Source organism: Amycolatopsis sp. NPDC051102, from assembly GCF_040682815.1.
GTDB lineage: Bacteria > Actinomycetota > Actinomycetes > Mycobacteriales > Pseudonocardiaceae > Amycolatopsis.
Genome location: NZ_JBFBBT010000004.1, coordinates 226,391 through 242,272, shown reverse-complemented (window position 1 = coordinate 242,272; position 15,882 = coordinate 226,391). Strand labels below are relative to the sequence as shown.

Sequence of the window (15,882 nt, the reverse complement as noted above, 5' to 3'; positions counted from 1 at the left end):
CCATCATCGCCCGAGCGGCGCCTGCAGCGGCAGCGAACGCGACGAGTCGCCGACCGACACCGTGAACGCGCCGCGCACCGGCTGCCACGCGTGGTGGCCCGTGTCCCAGACCGAGAAGTCGCGCGTGTCCAGGTGGATCGTCACCCGCTGGGACCGTCCCGGCGCGAGCGAAACCCGCGAGAAGCCCTTCAGCTGCCGCGGTGGCTCGCCCGCGGCCGCCGGGAAGCCCAGGTAGAGCTGGGCCACCTCGGCGCCCGCGCGGCGACCTGTGTTTCGGACCGTGAACGTCGCCGTGGCGCCGTCACCCGTGTTGCGCACCTTCAGGTCCGAGAAGGCGAACGTCGTGTACGACAGGCCGTGGCCGAACGGGAACAGCGGCGTGCGTTCCTGCGCGTCGAACCAGCGGTAGCCGATCTGCAGGCCCTCCGAGTAGGTCGCGACCCCGTTGACGCCCGGGAACTGCGCCGGCGTGTTCGCCGGGGTGTCGGCGTCCGCCGCCGGGAACGTGATCGGCAGCTTCGCCGACGGGTTGACGTCGCCGAAGAGGACGCTCGCCACCGCCGCGCCGTCCTGCTGGCCGGGGTACCACGCCTGGAGGATCGACGGCACGCGCGAGGCCCACGGCATCAGCACCGGGCCGCCGCTCTTCACCACGACCACCGTGTGCGGATTCGCCTCGGCGACGGCCGCCACCAGGGCGTCCTGGTTGCCGTCCAGGGCCAGGCTCGCGCGGTCCTTGCCCTCGGCCTCGTTGTCCCCGACCATCGCGACGCTGACGTCGGCGGTCCGGGCCAGCGCGGCCGCCCGGGCGGGGTCGCTGCCGTCGTCCAGGGTCACCGCGGCGCCCGGCACGCGCTGCTGCAGGCCCGGCAGCGGGTCCACTGTGGACGTCGGGATGACGGCCGAGCTGCCTCCGCCGCCGGTCTTGGCCTTGGTGGCGAACGGGCCGATGAGCGCGATCGAGCGCACCGCGGGGTCCAGCGGGAGCTGGGCGTGTTCGTTGCGCAGCAGCACCATGCCGCGTTCGGCGAACTCCTTCGCGGCGGCGTCGTGGCGGGCGGTGGGCAGCGGGGTGAGCACCGGCGGGTGGTCGAACTGGCCGAAGGCGAACATCGTGCGGAACCGCGGCAGCAGCAGCTCGTCGACCCGCTGTTCGGTCACCTGCCCGGCCAGCACGGCCTGCTTCAGCTTGTCGCCGTACCAGGTACCGTCGATCATTTCGAGGTTCATGCCCGCGTTCGCCGAGCCGACGGTGCTGTGCGCGGCACCCCAGTCGGACTGGACGAACCCCTTGAACCCCCAGTCGTCGCGCAGCTTGCCCTGCAGCAGGGCCGGGTTCTCGCACGTGAACACGCCGTTGATCTTCGGGTAGGCGCACATCACCGAGCCCGCGTGCCCTTCGGTCACCGCCTGCTCGAAGTGCGGCAGGTAGATCTCGTTGAGCGTGCGCTCGTCGATGCGTTCGTCGACGCCGTGGCGGTCGGTCTCCTGGTTGTTCGCCGCGTAGTGCTTGACCTCGGCGATGGTGCCGTTCTCCTGGATGCCGCGGATGTCGGCGGCGGCCAGCGTGCCGGCGAGCACCGGGTCCTCCCCCATGCCCTCGAACGTCCGGCCGTTGCGCGGGACGCGGGCCATGTTGATGTCCGGCCCCTCGGACACGTTGTGCGCGAGCGCGCGCGTCTCGCTGCCGATCAGCCGGCCGTACCTGCGCGCGACGTCGGTGTCGAACGTCGACGCCAGTGCCATCGTGGCCGGCAGCGCCGTCGCCGGTTTCTGCGGCTTGTCATCGGCCGGGCCCATGCCCGCCGGGCCGTTGGCGATGCGGAACCCGGGCACGCCCAGCCGCGGGATCGGCGGCACGAACCGCTGGTGCTCGGCGTCGGGCTGCAGGTGCAGCTGGGAGATCTTCTCGTCGAGCGTCATCGCGGCGACGAGCTCCGCGGCCCGCCGGTCGGGCGACTGACGCGCGTCACGCCAGGGTTGCGCGGCCGCGGCCGCCGGCGTCGCCAGCGACAACCCCAGGACCACGACGAGAGCGAGCGGGCCGTTGCGCATCGAGTCTCCCTCGGCACCGGACGGAACCAACGGCGGCCAAGCTAACCCATACGTGACAAGGAAACATAGACTCGATCTGCGTTCACGTACTCGAATACACCGAGGTCTCGACCATTTCCCCGGCTCAACGCGGGAAAGAAGACCGGCGAAGGACCTCGACCGCGGTCGAGAAAACCCTGATCGGCCTAACGGGCGGCGGCCAGCCGCAGCGCCCGGTAGACGAACTGCTGGTCGCCGAGCCGGTGGCGCAGGTCGCGCTCCAGCCCGGCGATCGGGTAGAGGTTCTGCGGCGCCCGAGAGTCCTTGTAGGGGACGGACGCGAACCGCCCCAGCACCGACTGCGTCAGGTTGGCCAGCTCGGCCACCTCCGCGCGCCCGAGGTGCGGCGCCGCCTCCACGCGCACGACCCCCGACCACGGCGGCCCACCCGCCGACGGCAGGCGCAGGTACCACGAGTGGCGCACCCAGGTCGTGCCCATCAGGAACACCGGCGTGCGCTGGTGCGCGCCGAGCCGGCCGACGAGGGAGTTGAGCTCGCCGGGCAGGTACGTCGTCTGGTGGCTCTTGATGAACCCGACGGTCCGCTCCAGGTGCGCCCGGCCGCGCAGCGGGCCGTCGACGACCAGCAGGTCGCCGCGCACATGGCCGGCGATCGCCGTACGCGCCCGGATCGCCGTCTCCAGCTCGGTTTCGGCCAGCTGCTCCTGCAACGCCGACGACAGCACCACCGGCAGCGGCTTGTCCTCCTTGGCCGCCGCCCGGTGCGCCGTGTAGACCCCGGCCGGGGTCACGATGTCGTCCGCCTGCGGGGCGACGGTGAACAGCCCGCGCCGGACGTCGGTGCCGACGACGTGCGCCCGCCCGTCGCAGCAGCACACGACCCCGGCCGCGTAGGACGCGCAGATCCCGATGGACGCCGAGTTCGTCCCGGCCGGGTCGTCGATCCAGACGCGGGCGTCGATCCGCCGGACGCCGTCGACGAAGCACACCGCTTCCGGCTGCGGCACCGGCGACGGGTCGATCGGGGCCCACTCGGCCGACGGCACCTCGACGTCGAGCTCGACCTCGGCCTGCGAGCGGCCGAGGTCCTCGGCCTCCATCGAGCTGCCGTAGCCCGGGTCCCAGGCGTCGATGCTGAAGTTCATCCCGGCCATCGCGGTCATGCGCCCTCCCTGGCGATGTGCGAGCCGGCGCCGTCCCGGGTCACCTGGAACCGCACCGGGACGCGCTCGGCGAGCGCCGGCACGTGCGTGATCACCCCGACCATCCGGCTGCCGGTCGCGGCGAGGTTCTCCAATGTGGACGCCACGACGTCGAGGGTGGCCTCGTCCAGCGTCCCGAAGCCCTCGTCGAGGAAGATCGACTCCAGCCGGGTCGCGCCCTCCGCGGCCATCGCGCCCAGCTGCGAAGACAGCGCGAGGGCCAGCGAAAGGGACGCCTGGAACGTCTCGCCGCCGGACAGCGTCTTCACCGGGCGCCGGGCGTCGGCTTCGTTGTGGTCCACCACCAGGAAGTCGCCCTTGTCGTGGGTCAGCTCGAACTGGCCGCCGGACAGCTCCAGCAGCGATGCCGACGCCTCGGCGACCAGCGTGTCGAGTGCTCCCGCGATCAGCCAGCGCGGGAACTTGTCCGAGCGCAGGAGATCCGCGAGCAGCCGCGCGACCTGGGCGTCGGACTCCGCCGCCGCGATGTCGCCCTGCAGCCCGGCCACCCGCGCGACCCGCCGCTGCATCTCCGTGTGGTCGGCTTCCGCGCGGGCCCGGGCGGCCGCGACGGCGACCGGGACGCGGTCCCGCACCGGCCCTTCCGGCACGGCGACCCCGAGCGCGGTGACGTCGTCGGCGACCGCACGTTCGGCCACGCGCAACGCTATGGCGGCTTCGCCTTCGGCGGTCGCCGCCGCGGCCAGGCGTTCGCGGTGGACGCCGGCCTGGCGCGCGGCCCACTCCGTGAGCGCGGTCCAGGCGTCGAGCAGGCTTTCGCCGTCGATCGGCGGCGCGCCGAGGCGCACCAGCGGGTCGCGGGCCCGGGACAGCCGCTGCCGTTCGGCCTCGACCTGCGCGCCGATGCCCTCCTGCGCTTCCACCGCGCGTTTCGCCGCCGCCCGCGCGGCCCGCAGATCCGCGTCCGCCGCCTTCGCGGCTTCTTCAAGCGAAGCGACCTTCGCCAGTTGCTCGGTGACGACCTCGGCCGACGGCGCACCGGCCAGGATCTCGGCCAGTTCGCCGTGGCGGCGCCGGGTGTTCGCCCACCCGGTGCTCGCCGACTGCTCGGCCAGCGCCGCCTCTTCCGCCCGCTTCCGCCGTTGTTCGGCGCTCCGCTCCGCGGCCGTGAGGTCGTCGGCCGCGACGGCGGCTTCCTTGCCCGCGGCTTCGGCAGCCGCTTCGAGGGAAGCGAGGACCGTGCGGCGTTCGGCCAATGCGGAAGCCGCCCACGTGGTCAGGCGCTGCCAGGCCGCCGGGACGTCGTCGGCGTCGACGGCCGGCGCGCCCAGCTCGACCAGGGGATCACGGGCCGCCCGCAGCGCTTCCCGGGCCGCCGCGACGGACTTCCCGAGGACGTCGGCGTCGTGCTGGGCCGCCGCGCGTTCGGCGCGGGCCGCGGCGAGTTCCGCGTCCGCCGCCCGGGCCGCCTCGGCGACGCGGGCGCGGCCGTCGATCGTCGCGGACAGCCACTCCCCTCGTTCCCGCACGGCCGTGACGAGATCCGCGTAGTCCTGCTCCGAGAAAGCGGCCTCGACCGGGCGGCGCAGCACCGCCGACTCGGGCGGGCCGTCGACGGCCACGAGCGCGGCACGCAGTTCTTCCGCCTGCGCGGCCGCGGACGCGCTCGCGTCGGCGTCGCGGTCCACCGCCCGCTCCAGCTTGCGCAGCGCGGACTCGGCCGCGGCCCGGCCGCGTTCCGCGCGCTCGAGGCGATCCTTGGCCTCGGCCAAGTGGGCGTGCCCGCCCGCGTCCGGCAGCGTCGAGACCTGCTGCTCGCACACCGGGCACGCGTGCCCGACGGCGAGCCCGGCCCGCAGCACCAGGGCCTGCCCGATGCGTTCGGCTTCGGCCAGCGCGGCCTTTGCTTCGGTGACTTCGGTGTCGGCGCGTGCGAAGGCGGTCCGCGCGGCTTCGAGCTCCTTCCGGCGCGCGGCCTGCTCCGGCGCGGCCTTCCGTTGCGCGTCGCACACCGTATAGAGCGTGCGCGCGTCGGAGCGGGCCGCGGCGAGCGGCGCGACGTCCGGCTGCGCGGCCAGCGCCGCGCGCGCTTCGGCGTCGGCGGCCTCGGCCGCGTTCAGCCGGGAGGTCGCGTCCGCCGTGCGCTTCGCCACCCGCGCCGCTTCCGCCGTCAGGTCCCCGAGCTCCACGGGCGGACGCAGGCCGGCCAGGCGATCGCGGTCCTGCCGGGCCTTCGCGGCTTCGGCGGCGGCGTTTTCGGCCGTCCGGGCCGTGGTGTCCCGGTTCGTCCGGGCCGCTTCGACGATCGACACCGCTTCGGCCACCGCGACGGCGGCGGCGTCTTTGGCCTGCGCTGCCGCCGTCGCGGCTTCTTCGAGGTCCGGGAGCGACTTCTCGGCCGCGGCGAGTTCCGCACGGTCGGCGCGGATCCGTTCCAGCTCGCTTCGCGCGGGAGCCGCGGCGAGCGCGGCCCGCGCCCCTTCGTCCGCCGTTTCCGCCGCCTCCAGCCCGGTCCGGGCCGCCGTGACCGCGTCCGCCGCCGCCCGGCGCCGGGATTCGAGGTCTTCGACGCCGTCCGGGCGTTCCACCGCGGCGAGGACGCTCAGCTCCTGCGTCAGCGTGGCGACGCGCTGGCGGGCATCGTCGTGCGCGCGGGCCGCGTCGTGCAGCCCCGGCAGCGCCGCGTTCACCCGGGCGTCCAGCTCCGCGAGCGCGGTCATCCGCGCGGCCAGGTCCCCGACGGCTTCCTCGGTGGCGTCGGCGTAGCTGCCGAGCTGCTCGGTGAGCACGGCGGCCCGCTGCTTCTGCTGCTCCGCGGTCACGCCGGCGCGGCGCCCGATCCGCTCGTAGACCTCCAGGCCCAGCAGCTTGATGAGGATCTTCTGCCGGTCGGCGGCCTTCGCGTGCAGGAACTCCGCGAAGTCGCCCTGGGGCAGCGCCACGCAGGTGCAGAAGTGCTTGAACGTCAACCCGAGCAGCCGCTCGACGGCCGGCGTCACCTCGGAGTCCGCGGCGATGGCTTCGGCGTCGTCCTCCGGCCCGCCCAGCGCGGTGGGGTCGGCGAGCCGTTCCAGGCGGACGTTCTTGACGCTGACCGTGGGTTTCTTCCCGCCGCTGCGCCGGACTTCCCGCACGACGTGGTAGCGCGCGCCGCCGGCGTCGAAGACCAGGCGCACGGTGGCGCGGTTCACCGTCGGCGCCAGCGCGGGCGCGACGAGGCCCTCGTGGTCCCAGCGGGCGACGGACCCGTACAGCGCGAAGGTGAGCGCGTCGATGACAGTGCTCTTACCCGCTCCGGTCGGCCCGACGAGCGCGAAGTAGTCCGTGTCCTCGAAGCTGACTTCGGTCTTCTCGCGGAACGACGCGAAGCCGGTCATCTCCAGCAGCACAGGCCGCATGTCACACCCCGCTCGTCTCTTCGTCGTGCAGCCGCGCGAAGAGCGCCTGCACGCGCTTGTCCTCGACGGTCCGCTCCGCGCAGTAGCTCGCGAACAGCTCCCCCGGCGAGCGGTCCGCGACCGCGCGGTCGCCGCCCGAGGTCGTCACCGGCGCGGCGAACTCCGGGTCGATGCGGATCTCCAGGGCGTTCGGCAGGGCTTCCTGGATCTCCTCCCGCAGCCCGGCCCGGGTCGCTTCGCGGACGTAGACGCGGAGGTAGTCCTCGCCGAACTCTTCGACGCGGCCGGTCAGTTCCGCCACCGTGCCGTGGACCGTCCGCAGCTTCCGCCCCGCGGTCAGCGGGATGTCGGTGATCTTCGCCGGCGTGGTCGGACTGACCTCCACCGACAGCACGACGCTGGTGTTGTCCTGCTCGCCGAAGTCGACGGCGAACGGCGAACCGCTGTAGTGCACCGGGCACGCGGCGGGCAGCGACTGGCGCCGGTGCAGGTGGCCGAGCGCGACGTAGTGCGGCTCGGCGCCGAACGCCGTCGCGGGCACGTGGTACTCGAAGATGGACTGCGCCGCGCGTTCCCCGCCGCCCATCGCGCCGCCGGTCACCGTCAGGTGCGCCATGACGAGGTTCACCGCGCCGTCGGTGAACCCGGACTTGAGGTGGTCCAGGATGTCGCGCACGCGCTGGTCGTACTGGCCGACGTTGTCCGCCGGGGTGCCGGCGAGCAGCTCGGCCGCGCGGACCGCGTAGCGCTGGGAAAGGAACGGCAGCACGGCGACGTTGACGCGCTCGCCGGTCGAACGCGCGTCGAACGAGTGGACGCCGCCGTCGTGGACCGGGCGCGGATCGCCGGTGAGCTGGATACCCGCGGCCCGCAGGAGCGGCCGGTACGCCTCGAACGTCGCGGCGTGGTCGTGGTTCCCGGCGATCGCGATCACCTCGGCACCGGTTTCGCGCAGCGCCATCAGCGCCCGCACCACGAGTTCCTGCGCGGCCGCCGAGGGCGCCGACGTCTCGTAGAGGTCGCCGGCGACGAGGATCGCGTCGAACCGCTCGTCCCGCGCGATCCGGACGATCTCGCCGAGCACGGCCCGCTGCTCGTCGAGCCGGTTGCGGCCCTTGAGCGTCTTGCCGATGTGCCAGTCGGAGGTGTGCAGGAACTTCACCCGGAGTCCTTCCGTTCGGGTAACGGGCGGTGAGTCTCAGAACGGCGGCGGGTCGTCGCCGAAGGGGTCGCTCCCGCGCGAAGGGAGACCGGCGAAGGGGTCGCTCTTCTTCGACGTGGACAGCCCGGCGGTGGCCGCCGGCACCTGCCCGGCCTCGGAAAGCCGGGTGGCCCAGGCGGGGAAGGGGAAGCCGACGGCGATCGGCACCGGGATCTCCGGCTGGCTCACGAACATCGTGCCCGGGGTGGCGAGCGTGGCGCGGACCCGCTGGCTGGCCGGGAGAAAGCCGTACTCGGGGCGCGATGCCTCGGCGGCGTCGAGGCGGCCGACGATCCGCACCGAGCTGTTGCTGACGATCCGGCGTTCGACCTCGCTGGCGGTCTGCTGCGCGCCGATCAGGATGACGCCGAGGGACCGGCCTCGCTCGGCGATGTCCAGCAGCACCTCCTTGATGGGGCTGCTGCCTTCCCGCGGCGCGTACTTGTTGAGCTCGTCCAGCATGGTGAACAGCAGCCCGCCGGGGCCGGCCGCCTCCTTGCGCGCGGTCTCCGCCGCCAGCGTCACACCGACGACGAACCGCTGTGCGCGCTCGACGAGGTTGTGGATGTCCACGACGGTCACCTGCTGGTTCTCCGTGGACAGCTTGCGCGCGGGGTGGTCGGCGAGGTCGCCGCGGATGAGGCCGTTGAGCGCGCGCTGGCTCGAGCGCAGGCGGCGGATGAAGGCGTTGACCGTGCCCGCGCCGGTGACCGCGCCCGCCCAGCTCGCCCGGGTTTCCTCGTCGGTGACGCGCTCGCAGATGACGTCGATGAGCTCGGCGTAGGTGCGGCACAGGACGCCGTCGACGTTCGCGGCGCCGTCCTTGCCCGCCGGCGTGCTGTCGAGCCGCAGCCGGTTCGCGACCTGGTGGATGACCATCGTGTACTGGTTGCGTTCGTCCTCGGCGTCGGCGAAGACGTAGGGCAGCAGGTCCTGGGCGCAGAACTCCGCGATGGTCCACCAGAAGGCGCCGACGCCGGAGGTCCGCCCGGTGACGTAAGGCTTCCCCGTGGTGTCCGACGGCGTCGGCGGCGCGTAGAACCCGACGGAGGCGAACGGCTCCGCGGGCAGGCCCAGCTTGGCGTACTCGGCCTTGAGCTTCTCGTCGAGCGCGCGGTTCGGGGTGTCGAGGAACAGCAGGTCCTCGCCCTTGACGGAGAAGACGAGGGCCTTGGCGTTGTGGGCGTTGGGCAGGGCGCCGCCGCGGAAGATCGAGTGCAGCAGGAACAACGCGAACGACGTCTTGGTGGCGACGCCGGAGACGCCGGAGATGCTGACGTGCGCGCCGCGGGTGCCGTCGAGGAAGTCCATGTTGAGGTAGACGGGTTCGCCGTCGCGGCCCAGCCCCACCGCCACCTGGCGGGTCATGTTGTCGAAGTACAGCGCCTGCGCGCGATCCTCCCCCTTGGCGCGCTCGACGACCGACCCCGGCTTCGGCGGGACGTAGCACTCGGGTTCGACGCGGGTGGTGGCGATCTCGGCGATCTCCTGCACCTGCGCGGGCAGGACCCCGTCGGAGATCAGGAAGACGTCGCTGCCGAAGCTGGCACCCTCGTGCCGCGCGCTCACCTGCGTCACGACGCCGTAGGAGGTGACCCGGCCGAGGCCGGGCAGTTCCCGCCGGGTCACGACGACGTCGTCGAGCTGCAGATAGGCCTCGGGATCGATGGCCACGTGGAACTGCAGCGGCGTCGAGTCCTCGGTGCCTGCCACCCGTCCGACGACGGTGGTGAGCGTCTCCTGGTCCACGGTTCTCCCTGTCGCACCCGGGGCTTCCTCCCGCGGCAGACTAGCCCGCGGGGCCGACAGTCCCGCGCCCAACACGGCGTTGCCGCAGCGGGTACCGGAGACGTCACCGCAGGCCACGACTGCGCCGAACGAGTGAGCTCACCCTTCGGGGGAGATCTTCCGGGCACCACAGGGCCTTCGGCGGGGCACGCGCCCCGAAGCCTTCCGGCGGACGGTGGTCCGGCCGGCGTTGCGGTGCTTCGCCGCACGGCGGCAGCCGTGTCCGGCGCGGGGATCCGCGTGCCGGGAGCGGCCGGTCCGGCGTCCGCGGATGGCCCTGCCCACCGGGGAGATCGCCCGCGGCGGCCGCGGAGTTACTGCCCCGCCGATCAATCGCGCGTGCCACTGCCCCGCGGCGCCGGCTGCCGGGGCCCGGCGGCGCCCGCCGGGACCCCCGCCCGGGGCCGTCCGGGCGGCCCGCGATCCCCCGTCGCTGCGGGGGATCGGGGTCCGGGTGGCCTCGGGCACACGCCGGGGCCCCCTCTCCGGCGTGTCGCGGGAAAAGTTCTCCGGAAGGGCCTCGGGTCCTATATGGACGACCACTGTGGACGGCTCGTGTACCGGGTTTTGCCTGCTCAGGGGCATGGCGGAGGTCCGCGCCGCGTTCGGGGGTCCGTCCGGCCGGGGGCTCCACGGGGGCGGAACCCGCCCCCGTACAAGGAAATATTTCGACCCCCGGTTGGATTTTGTGCGGTATTGGTAATACCGTGTGCAGTGTCGGCCGAGATGGGCCGTGACTAGTAGTTCCACTATGGAGGACTGGAATGACGAACAAGGCCCAGCTGATCGAGGCGCTGTCGGAGCGTCTGGGCGACAAGAAGGTGGCTTCGCAGGCCGTTGACGGTCTGGTGGACATCATCATCCGGACGGTCAACAAGGGCGAAAAGGTCAACATCACCGGCTTCGGGGTGTTCGAGAAGCGCGCTCGCGCCGCTCGCACCGCCCGGAACCCGCGCACCGGCGAGGCCGTGCGCGTGAAGAAGACCAACGTGCCCGCGTTCCGCGCCGGGACCACGTTCAAGGACGTCATCTCCGGCACCAAGAAGCTGCCGAAGGCCACCCCGGTCAAGCGCGCCACCACGGCGACGACGACCAGCACCCGGGCGACCGCCACCAAGACCGCGGCCGCGTCGGCCCCGGCCAAGGCGACGACGACCCGCACCACCCGCGCGGCGGCGGCCAAGCCGGCCACCACGCGTTCGACCACGACCCGGACCCGCACGGCGGCCGCGAAGCCGGCGGCGAAGGCCACCGCGACCAAGGCGGCCCCGAAGGCGGCCGCGACCAAGACGACGGCGGCCAAGGCCACCACGGCGAAGGCGACCACCACGCGGGCGAAGACCGCCGCCGCCAAGCCGGCGGCCGCGACCAAGACCGCCGCGGCGAAGAAGACCACGGCGGCGAAGGCCCCGGCCAAGCGCACGTCGGCCGCCAAGAAGAAGTAACACCGGCGACCTCGGAAGGGCCCCGCACCTGCCTGGTGCGGGGCCCTTCCGGCGTTTCGGGACGGGTCGGCTCCGCCGTGAGCTGTCGCCCGGCCGGGCGCTGAGGTCGCTTGTGACGGGACGACATCGGCCCGGGGACCGCCGGGGCCCAGGGTGGCTGTCGCGCCTCTCAGCGCGAACCCGCCGGGCAGGATCGGACTCGCGTTGCGCTCCTCGGCGGAAGCTCCCGCAAGAACACCGCCCACCGGACCACCGGGCTCAGGTGGATCGCCCCACACGAGCTCGGCCCCACACTCCCCGGCATTCCCGCCCGGCCCCTCCTTTCCCACCGCGGCCGTTCCCCGCCACGGTGAACGCCGTTTCCCCGCTCCGGAACCGGTCCCGGTCACCGCCTCACCCGATCCGCCGCCACCCCGCCGAAGAATCCCGTGCCACTCGTTGGGGTGAACGACGGCCGAATCGGGCGGCGGTGGTTGTCCGCGCTGCCGCCGGGGTAGCCAGGAGAAACCTGTCCGACCGCGAGGAGTGGCGATGACGGAGAACGAAAACCGGCCCGGCGACCCCGAAGACGACCTCGCCCGGAGCCGGCAGTCCATCAAAGAGGCCAAAGAAGCCGCCGAGAAGGCCGACCTGGCCGATCCGGCCGAAGGGGACGCCGACGAGGCGCTGGCCACCGATCCGCCCTACCACCACGGCGAGCAGGGCTCCACGCCGTCCGGCAAGTAGATTCCCGGCCGCCATTTCCGCCGGTATTGCCGCTCCCGGGCGAACCGGGCGGGTGCGGCCTTTCGCCCGGAACGCGGCGGCCGGCCAGTCCTATCAGGACCTGCCCGGCCGTCGTCCGTTCCGCGTAACCGGGAGGAAATTGCCGTACCTCTCCTCGGGTGGATACACTCCACCGAAGAACGCCGACCATTGTGCAACTTGTCACACGTCGCGTTCCCCCGGACGCACATCCAGCTGAGGAGCATTCACGTGGCCCAGAAAGTCCTCGTCGAGATCCTGGACGACATCGACGGCAGCACCGCCGCCCAGACCGTTCAGTTCGGCCTCGACGGCGTCACCTACGAAATCGACCTTTCGGACGGCAACGCCACCGCCCTGCGCGACGAACTGGCCCGCTACATCGCGGCCGGCCGGCGCATCGGCGGCCGGAAGGTCCGGGTCGCGACCGGCCAGTCGACCACGACCAGCACCACCGACCGCGAGCGCAACCAGCAGATCCGCGCCTGGGCCAACGCGAACGGCTACGAGGTCTCCGAGCGGGGACGGCTGTCCTCCGAGGTGATCTCCGCCTACGAAGCCGCCCAGGCCGAAGAGGCCGAGACGCCCGCCGCGCCGCCGCGCAAGCGCGCTCCGCGCAAGAAGGTCGCCGCCGCCAAGAAGTAAGGCGGTGGCCGGCAGATCACTGGGGAAAGAGCACGGCCGCGCGGGCGGCGAGGACTGAACCTCCTCGCCGCCCGCGTCCGGCATTCCGGATCGGGCGTGGGCACCGTCACACGATCCGCGTTGTCAGGAATTGTCATCCGCATTCGGCGGCGGTGTTTCCGCAAACCACAGCGCGACCGCACGGACACCGACAGCGAAACTATCCGCGCAACGCCGGCCCGATCCACCGGCGGACCAGGGCCCGCAGCTCGTCGTCGGTGAGCGGCTGCGCCGACGGGTACTGCAGGAAAGACAGGAACAGCCGCATCAGGATCTCGGCGAGCCCGCGAAGGTCCGCTTCGGTGCCGACGCCGGCGGCCGCCCAGTCCACCGGGAGGTTGCGGAGGATCCGCGCGCCGTAGGAAAAGGCCAGCGGCGAGACGACGCCGTCGGTGAAGAAGTCGGCTTCGCCCGCCTGCAGGAGCAGGCCCATGTGCGGCTCACCGGGGATCGTCCGGACCGCGAACACCACGGACTCCACCGCGGCCTCCTCGGCGTTGCCGAAGGCGGCCAGGTGCCGTTCCATCCGCCCGGCGAACTCCTCCACCCCGGCCAGCGCGACCGCGCGGAGGATGTCCTTCAGGCCCGGGAAGTAGCGGTAGACGGTCTGGCGGGTGACGCCTGCTTCGGCGGCGACGTCGGAAAGGCTCGTCTTGGCCAGGCCGGCCCGGTCGAGGCACGCCACCGCCGCTTCGACGATCCGGCGGCGTGCCTCGTCTTCGGTGCCGGGCGGGTTGCCCTGCCATCCGTGGTGCCCCATGCGGTCCATCTTCCCCGAGCCGGCGGGTTCAGGCGGCGGCAGGTGTTTTCCGCGACAGCGCGAGCAGCAGCCCGGCCGCGGCGAAGCAGGCGAGTGCGTAGAGGCCGCTGCCGATCGGGGTGCCCTCGGGGGTGATGCCGTCGCGGGCGGCGAAGTACGCCGGCAGGGCGCCGATCCAGCACACGAGCATCCCGCCCAGGTAGACGGCCGGGTAGATCCGCGTGAAGGCGGACAGGGGCTCCGGCCGGGCGGATCGCAGGACCACCACGGCACCGGCCAGCCAGATCAGAGCCAGTTCGACGCCGAGGATCCACGCCCGTGCGGTGGTGTTCTCCCCCGCCAGCCCCGAAGGGATCCCGGCGACCGCCATGGCCACCGGCGTCAGGACGCCCGCCAGCAGGATCCGCGGCACCAGCCGCCACCCGCGCCGCGGCACCGGTCCGCCGGCCAGGCGGACGACCAGGTACGTCATGGCCGCCATCGAAACCGACGCGAACAGCACCATGCTGGTCATCGGCACCGCCGCGAGCGCCGGGTGGTTCACGATCGTGTTGCCCGGGTTCCACGCCCACCACCGCAGCTGCGGGCCGAGCTGGTCGAAGACCTCGTAGAACACCTGGCAGGCGAACGCGACGGCCACCGAACTCCTCAGCGCGCCCCGGCGGAAGATCCCGAGCGAGCGCACGAGCTCGTAGGCGAGCTGGCTGATCACCGGGTAGAACGCCACGATGTAGAGCGGCAGCCGGTCCGCCATGAACTGCACGGTGAACCGGTTGTGGGCGAAGATGAAACCGTAGAGGCGGTCGAGCCCGAACCACTCCGGGAAGTACAGCGGCGGTTCGGTGACGAAGAGGTAGACCAGCGACGCCCACCACAGCGCCAGGTTCACCGGATCGCCCGCGCGGTACCGGCGGACCGCGTGCACCAGTGCGAACACCGCGCCGCCCACGACGAGCAGTTCCAGCAGCGGCATCGTCCAGTTGGCGAGCGTCCACGGCGGCCGGACCGAGACCACCGCGGAGACGTCGTGGCAGCCGAACCCGAGGCCGCGCGTGACGGCTTCGGCGTCCGGACCGCAGGCCGCGGTCATCGCGCGACGGCCGTCGAGTAGTCCGTCGCCGGCGGTTCCGCCCGGGGGTCGAACCCGGAGGGCACCCGCTGCCGGCCCAGCGCCGTGCGGACGCGGTGGCGCACCAGGCCCGCGAGCACCCGTGGGTTCCGCAGCATCTGCCCCAGTGACTCGTCCAGGTTGAACACCTTCGCGAAGTGCTCGTCGACCACGGCGTCCTCCCGGGCGGCGCCGACGACGAGGCTGAACGCCGGGGCCGACAGCGCCGCCACGATGCGCCGCCGCCACTCGGGCGGCTTTTCGGTGCCGGACGCGCACGCGTAACCCTGGTCCCGTGCCATCGCCAGGCTCCACGGCACGCGCAGCAGCTTGCGCTGCGCGGCGAGGAACCGGGCGGAGAACCCGGCGTCGAGCCGTCCGGCGCGGGCCAGGTGCTCGCGCAGCAGCAGCGCCGAACCCGACGCCGAGCTGATCCCCTGGGCGTAGAAGGGGTTGAACGCGCAGATCGAGTCGCCGACGAAGGCCAGCCGCCGCGGCGGGGTCCGCAGGCGGTCGTAGCGCCGCCACTTGTTGCCGGTCGAGCGGGTCAGGTGGACCGGCGAGGCGGGCTCGCACCGGTCCATCGCGGCGGCGAACAACGGGGTCCGGACGCGGCGGGCCGTTTCGGTGAAAGCCTCGGTGGTGCTGGGCATTTCCAGGCCCCACGACCCCATGCACGCGATCACGCGGTTGCCCTCGATGGGGAAGAAGTTGACCAGGTACTCGTGCTCGGCGGGGTGGTCGCCCTTGTCCGGCGTCGGCATGATCACCAGGTGCCGCCACCACCAGGACGCGGGGCGTTCGGCGGGCAGGTCGTACCAGCGCGAGGTGTAGGTGACCTTGGCGTCGAGCGTCCGCACCTCGGGCTCGGGCCAGCCGGCCGCCACCAGCCAGCCGGCGACCGGGGAACCGCGGCCCATCGCGTCCACCACGAAGTCGGCGTCGACATGCTCGTCGCCCTCGGCCGTGGTGAAGGCGGCTCCGGCGACCTCGCCGTCGCGCGTGGTCAGGCCGCGCACCGACGCTCCCTCGCGGACGACGACGTTGCCCAGCTCGCCCACCTTGTCCCGCAGCACGCGCTCGATGAGGATCCGCGAGCCGTAGACCATCGTCATGGCGCTGCGCTTGCGGGCCGACCAGCCCGGGCCGTCGAGGTAGGCCGCGTCCATGGACGGCATCAGCAGCAGGCCGCCGGCGGCGATGAGGTCGTCCTCGAACCCGGGGAACAACGCGCCGATCGCGCGCCGGCCGGAGTTCAGCAGGAAGTGCGGGTGCTTGCTCTGCGGCACGCCGCGCCGGTGCGCGGCCCCGGCGGGCAGTTCGTCGCGTTCCAGCACCAGCACGCGGTCGAAGTGCGGGGCGAGCGCGCCGGCGGCGCACAGACCGGCGGCGCTGCCGCCCAGGACGACGGCGGTCTTGCCGAGCCGCATGCGGATCAACTCCCGTCATTCATACAAAGAGACATCGAATGTATGAATGACAAGGTGCGGGTGTCAAGCCCCGCTCGACGTCCACAGTGGACACGATTGCCCGGTT

11 protein-coding genes are annotated in these 15,882 nt (G+C 72.8%); 3 read left to right on the top strand and 8 right to left on the bottom strand.

Annotation, left to right across the window (positions count from 1 at the left end):
- Positions 1–3: 3 nt before the first annotated feature.
- The 5 genes from AB0M93_RS15510 to AB0M93_RS15490 all read right to left on the bottom strand — a co-directional run bounded on the left by AB0M93_RS15510 (position 4) and on the right by AB0M93_RS15490 (position 9,566).
- Entirely contained in the window at positions 4–2,055 is a 2,052-nt protein-coding gene (locus tag AB0M93_RS15510) for a glycoside hydrolase family 3 C-terminal domain-containing protein (RefSeq protein ID WP_364273481.1), read from the bottom strand.
- 185 nt (positions 2,056–2,240) lie between these two features.
- Positions 2,241–3,218 carry a hypothetical protein gene (locus AB0M93_RS15505; protein WP_364273478.1) on the bottom strand — a complete coding sequence of 326 codons (978 nt, stop codon included), beginning with the start codon at positions 3,216–3,218 and terminating at the stop codon, positions 2,241–2,243.
- Positions 3,215–6,616: an AAA family ATPase gene (locus AB0M93_RS15500; protein ID WP_364273475.1), complete on the bottom strand. Its 3,402-nt coding sequence runs from the start codon at positions 6,614–6,616 to the stop codon at positions 3,215–3,217. The genes AB0M93_RS15505 and AB0M93_RS15500 overlap by 4 nt, the downstream gene beginning before the upstream one ends.
- Before the next feature lies 1 nt (position 6,617).
- On the bottom strand, positions 6,618–7,778 hold the full coding sequence (locus AB0M93_RS15495) for an exonuclease SbcCD subunit D (protein WP_364273472.1): 1,161 nt from the start codon (positions 7,776–7,778) through the stop codon (positions 6,618–6,620).
- A 36-nt stretch (positions 7,779–7,814) separates the two neighbouring features.
- The gene (locus AB0M93_RS15490; protein WP_364273470.1) at positions 7,815–9,566 is read right to left on the bottom strand and encodes an ATP-binding protein; all 1,752 of its coding nucleotides are present in this window, start codon (positions 9,564–9,566) and stop codon (positions 7,815–7,817) included.
- 803 nt (positions 9,567–10,369) lie between these two features.
- On the opposite strand from AB0M93_RS15490, the gene AB0M93_RS15485 reads away from it, so the two are divergent.
- The 3 genes from AB0M93_RS15485 to AB0M93_RS15475 all read left to right on the top strand — a co-directional run bounded on the left by AB0M93_RS15485 (position 10,370) and on the right by AB0M93_RS15475 (position 12,439).
- Positions 10,370–11,050: an HU family DNA-binding protein gene (locus AB0M93_RS15485; protein ID WP_364273467.1), complete on the top strand. Its 681-nt coding sequence runs from the start codon at positions 10,370–10,372 to the stop codon at positions 11,048–11,050.
- Between the two features lie 531 nt (positions 11,051–11,581).
- Positions 11,582–11,776 carry a hypothetical protein gene (locus tag AB0M93_RS15480; RefSeq protein ID WP_364273464.1) on the top strand — a complete coding sequence of 65 codons (195 nt, stop codon included), beginning with the start codon at positions 11,582–11,584 and terminating at the stop codon, positions 11,774–11,776.
- Positions 11,777–12,025: 249 nt separating this feature from the next.
- Positions 12,026–12,439: an Lsr2 family protein gene (locus tag AB0M93_RS15475; protein WP_364258903.1), complete on the top strand. Its 414-nt coding sequence runs from the start codon at positions 12,026–12,028 to the stop codon at positions 12,437–12,439.
- A 199-nt stretch (positions 12,440–12,638) separates the two neighbouring features.
- Here the strand turns inward: AB0M93_RS15475 and AB0M93_RS15470 are convergent, their stop codons facing one another.
- From AB0M93_RS15470 to AB0M93_RS15460, 3 genes are read right to left on the bottom strand one after another with little or no spacing between them, the layout of a single operon-like run.
- Positions 12,639–13,238 (bottom strand): TetR/AcrR family transcriptional regulator, encoded by a 600-nt coding sequence (locus tag AB0M93_RS15470; RefSeq protein WP_364273461.1) that lies wholly within the window; start codon positions 13,236–13,238, stop codon positions 12,639–12,641.
- Between the two features lie 28 nt (positions 13,239–13,266).
- A complete protein-coding gene (locus AB0M93_RS15465) occupies positions 13,267–14,328 on the bottom strand; it encodes a hypothetical protein (RefSeq protein ID WP_364273458.1) in 1,062 nt (353 codons plus the stop codon).
- Positions 14,325–15,776 carry an FAD-dependent monooxygenase gene (locus tag AB0M93_RS15460; RefSeq protein WP_364273455.1) on the bottom strand — a complete coding sequence of 484 codons (1,452 nt, stop codon included), beginning with the start codon at positions 15,774–15,776 and terminating at the stop codon, positions 14,325–14,327. The genes AB0M93_RS15465 and AB0M93_RS15460 overlap by 4 nt, the downstream gene beginning before the upstream one ends.
- Positions 15,777–15,882: the final 106 nt, after the last annotated feature.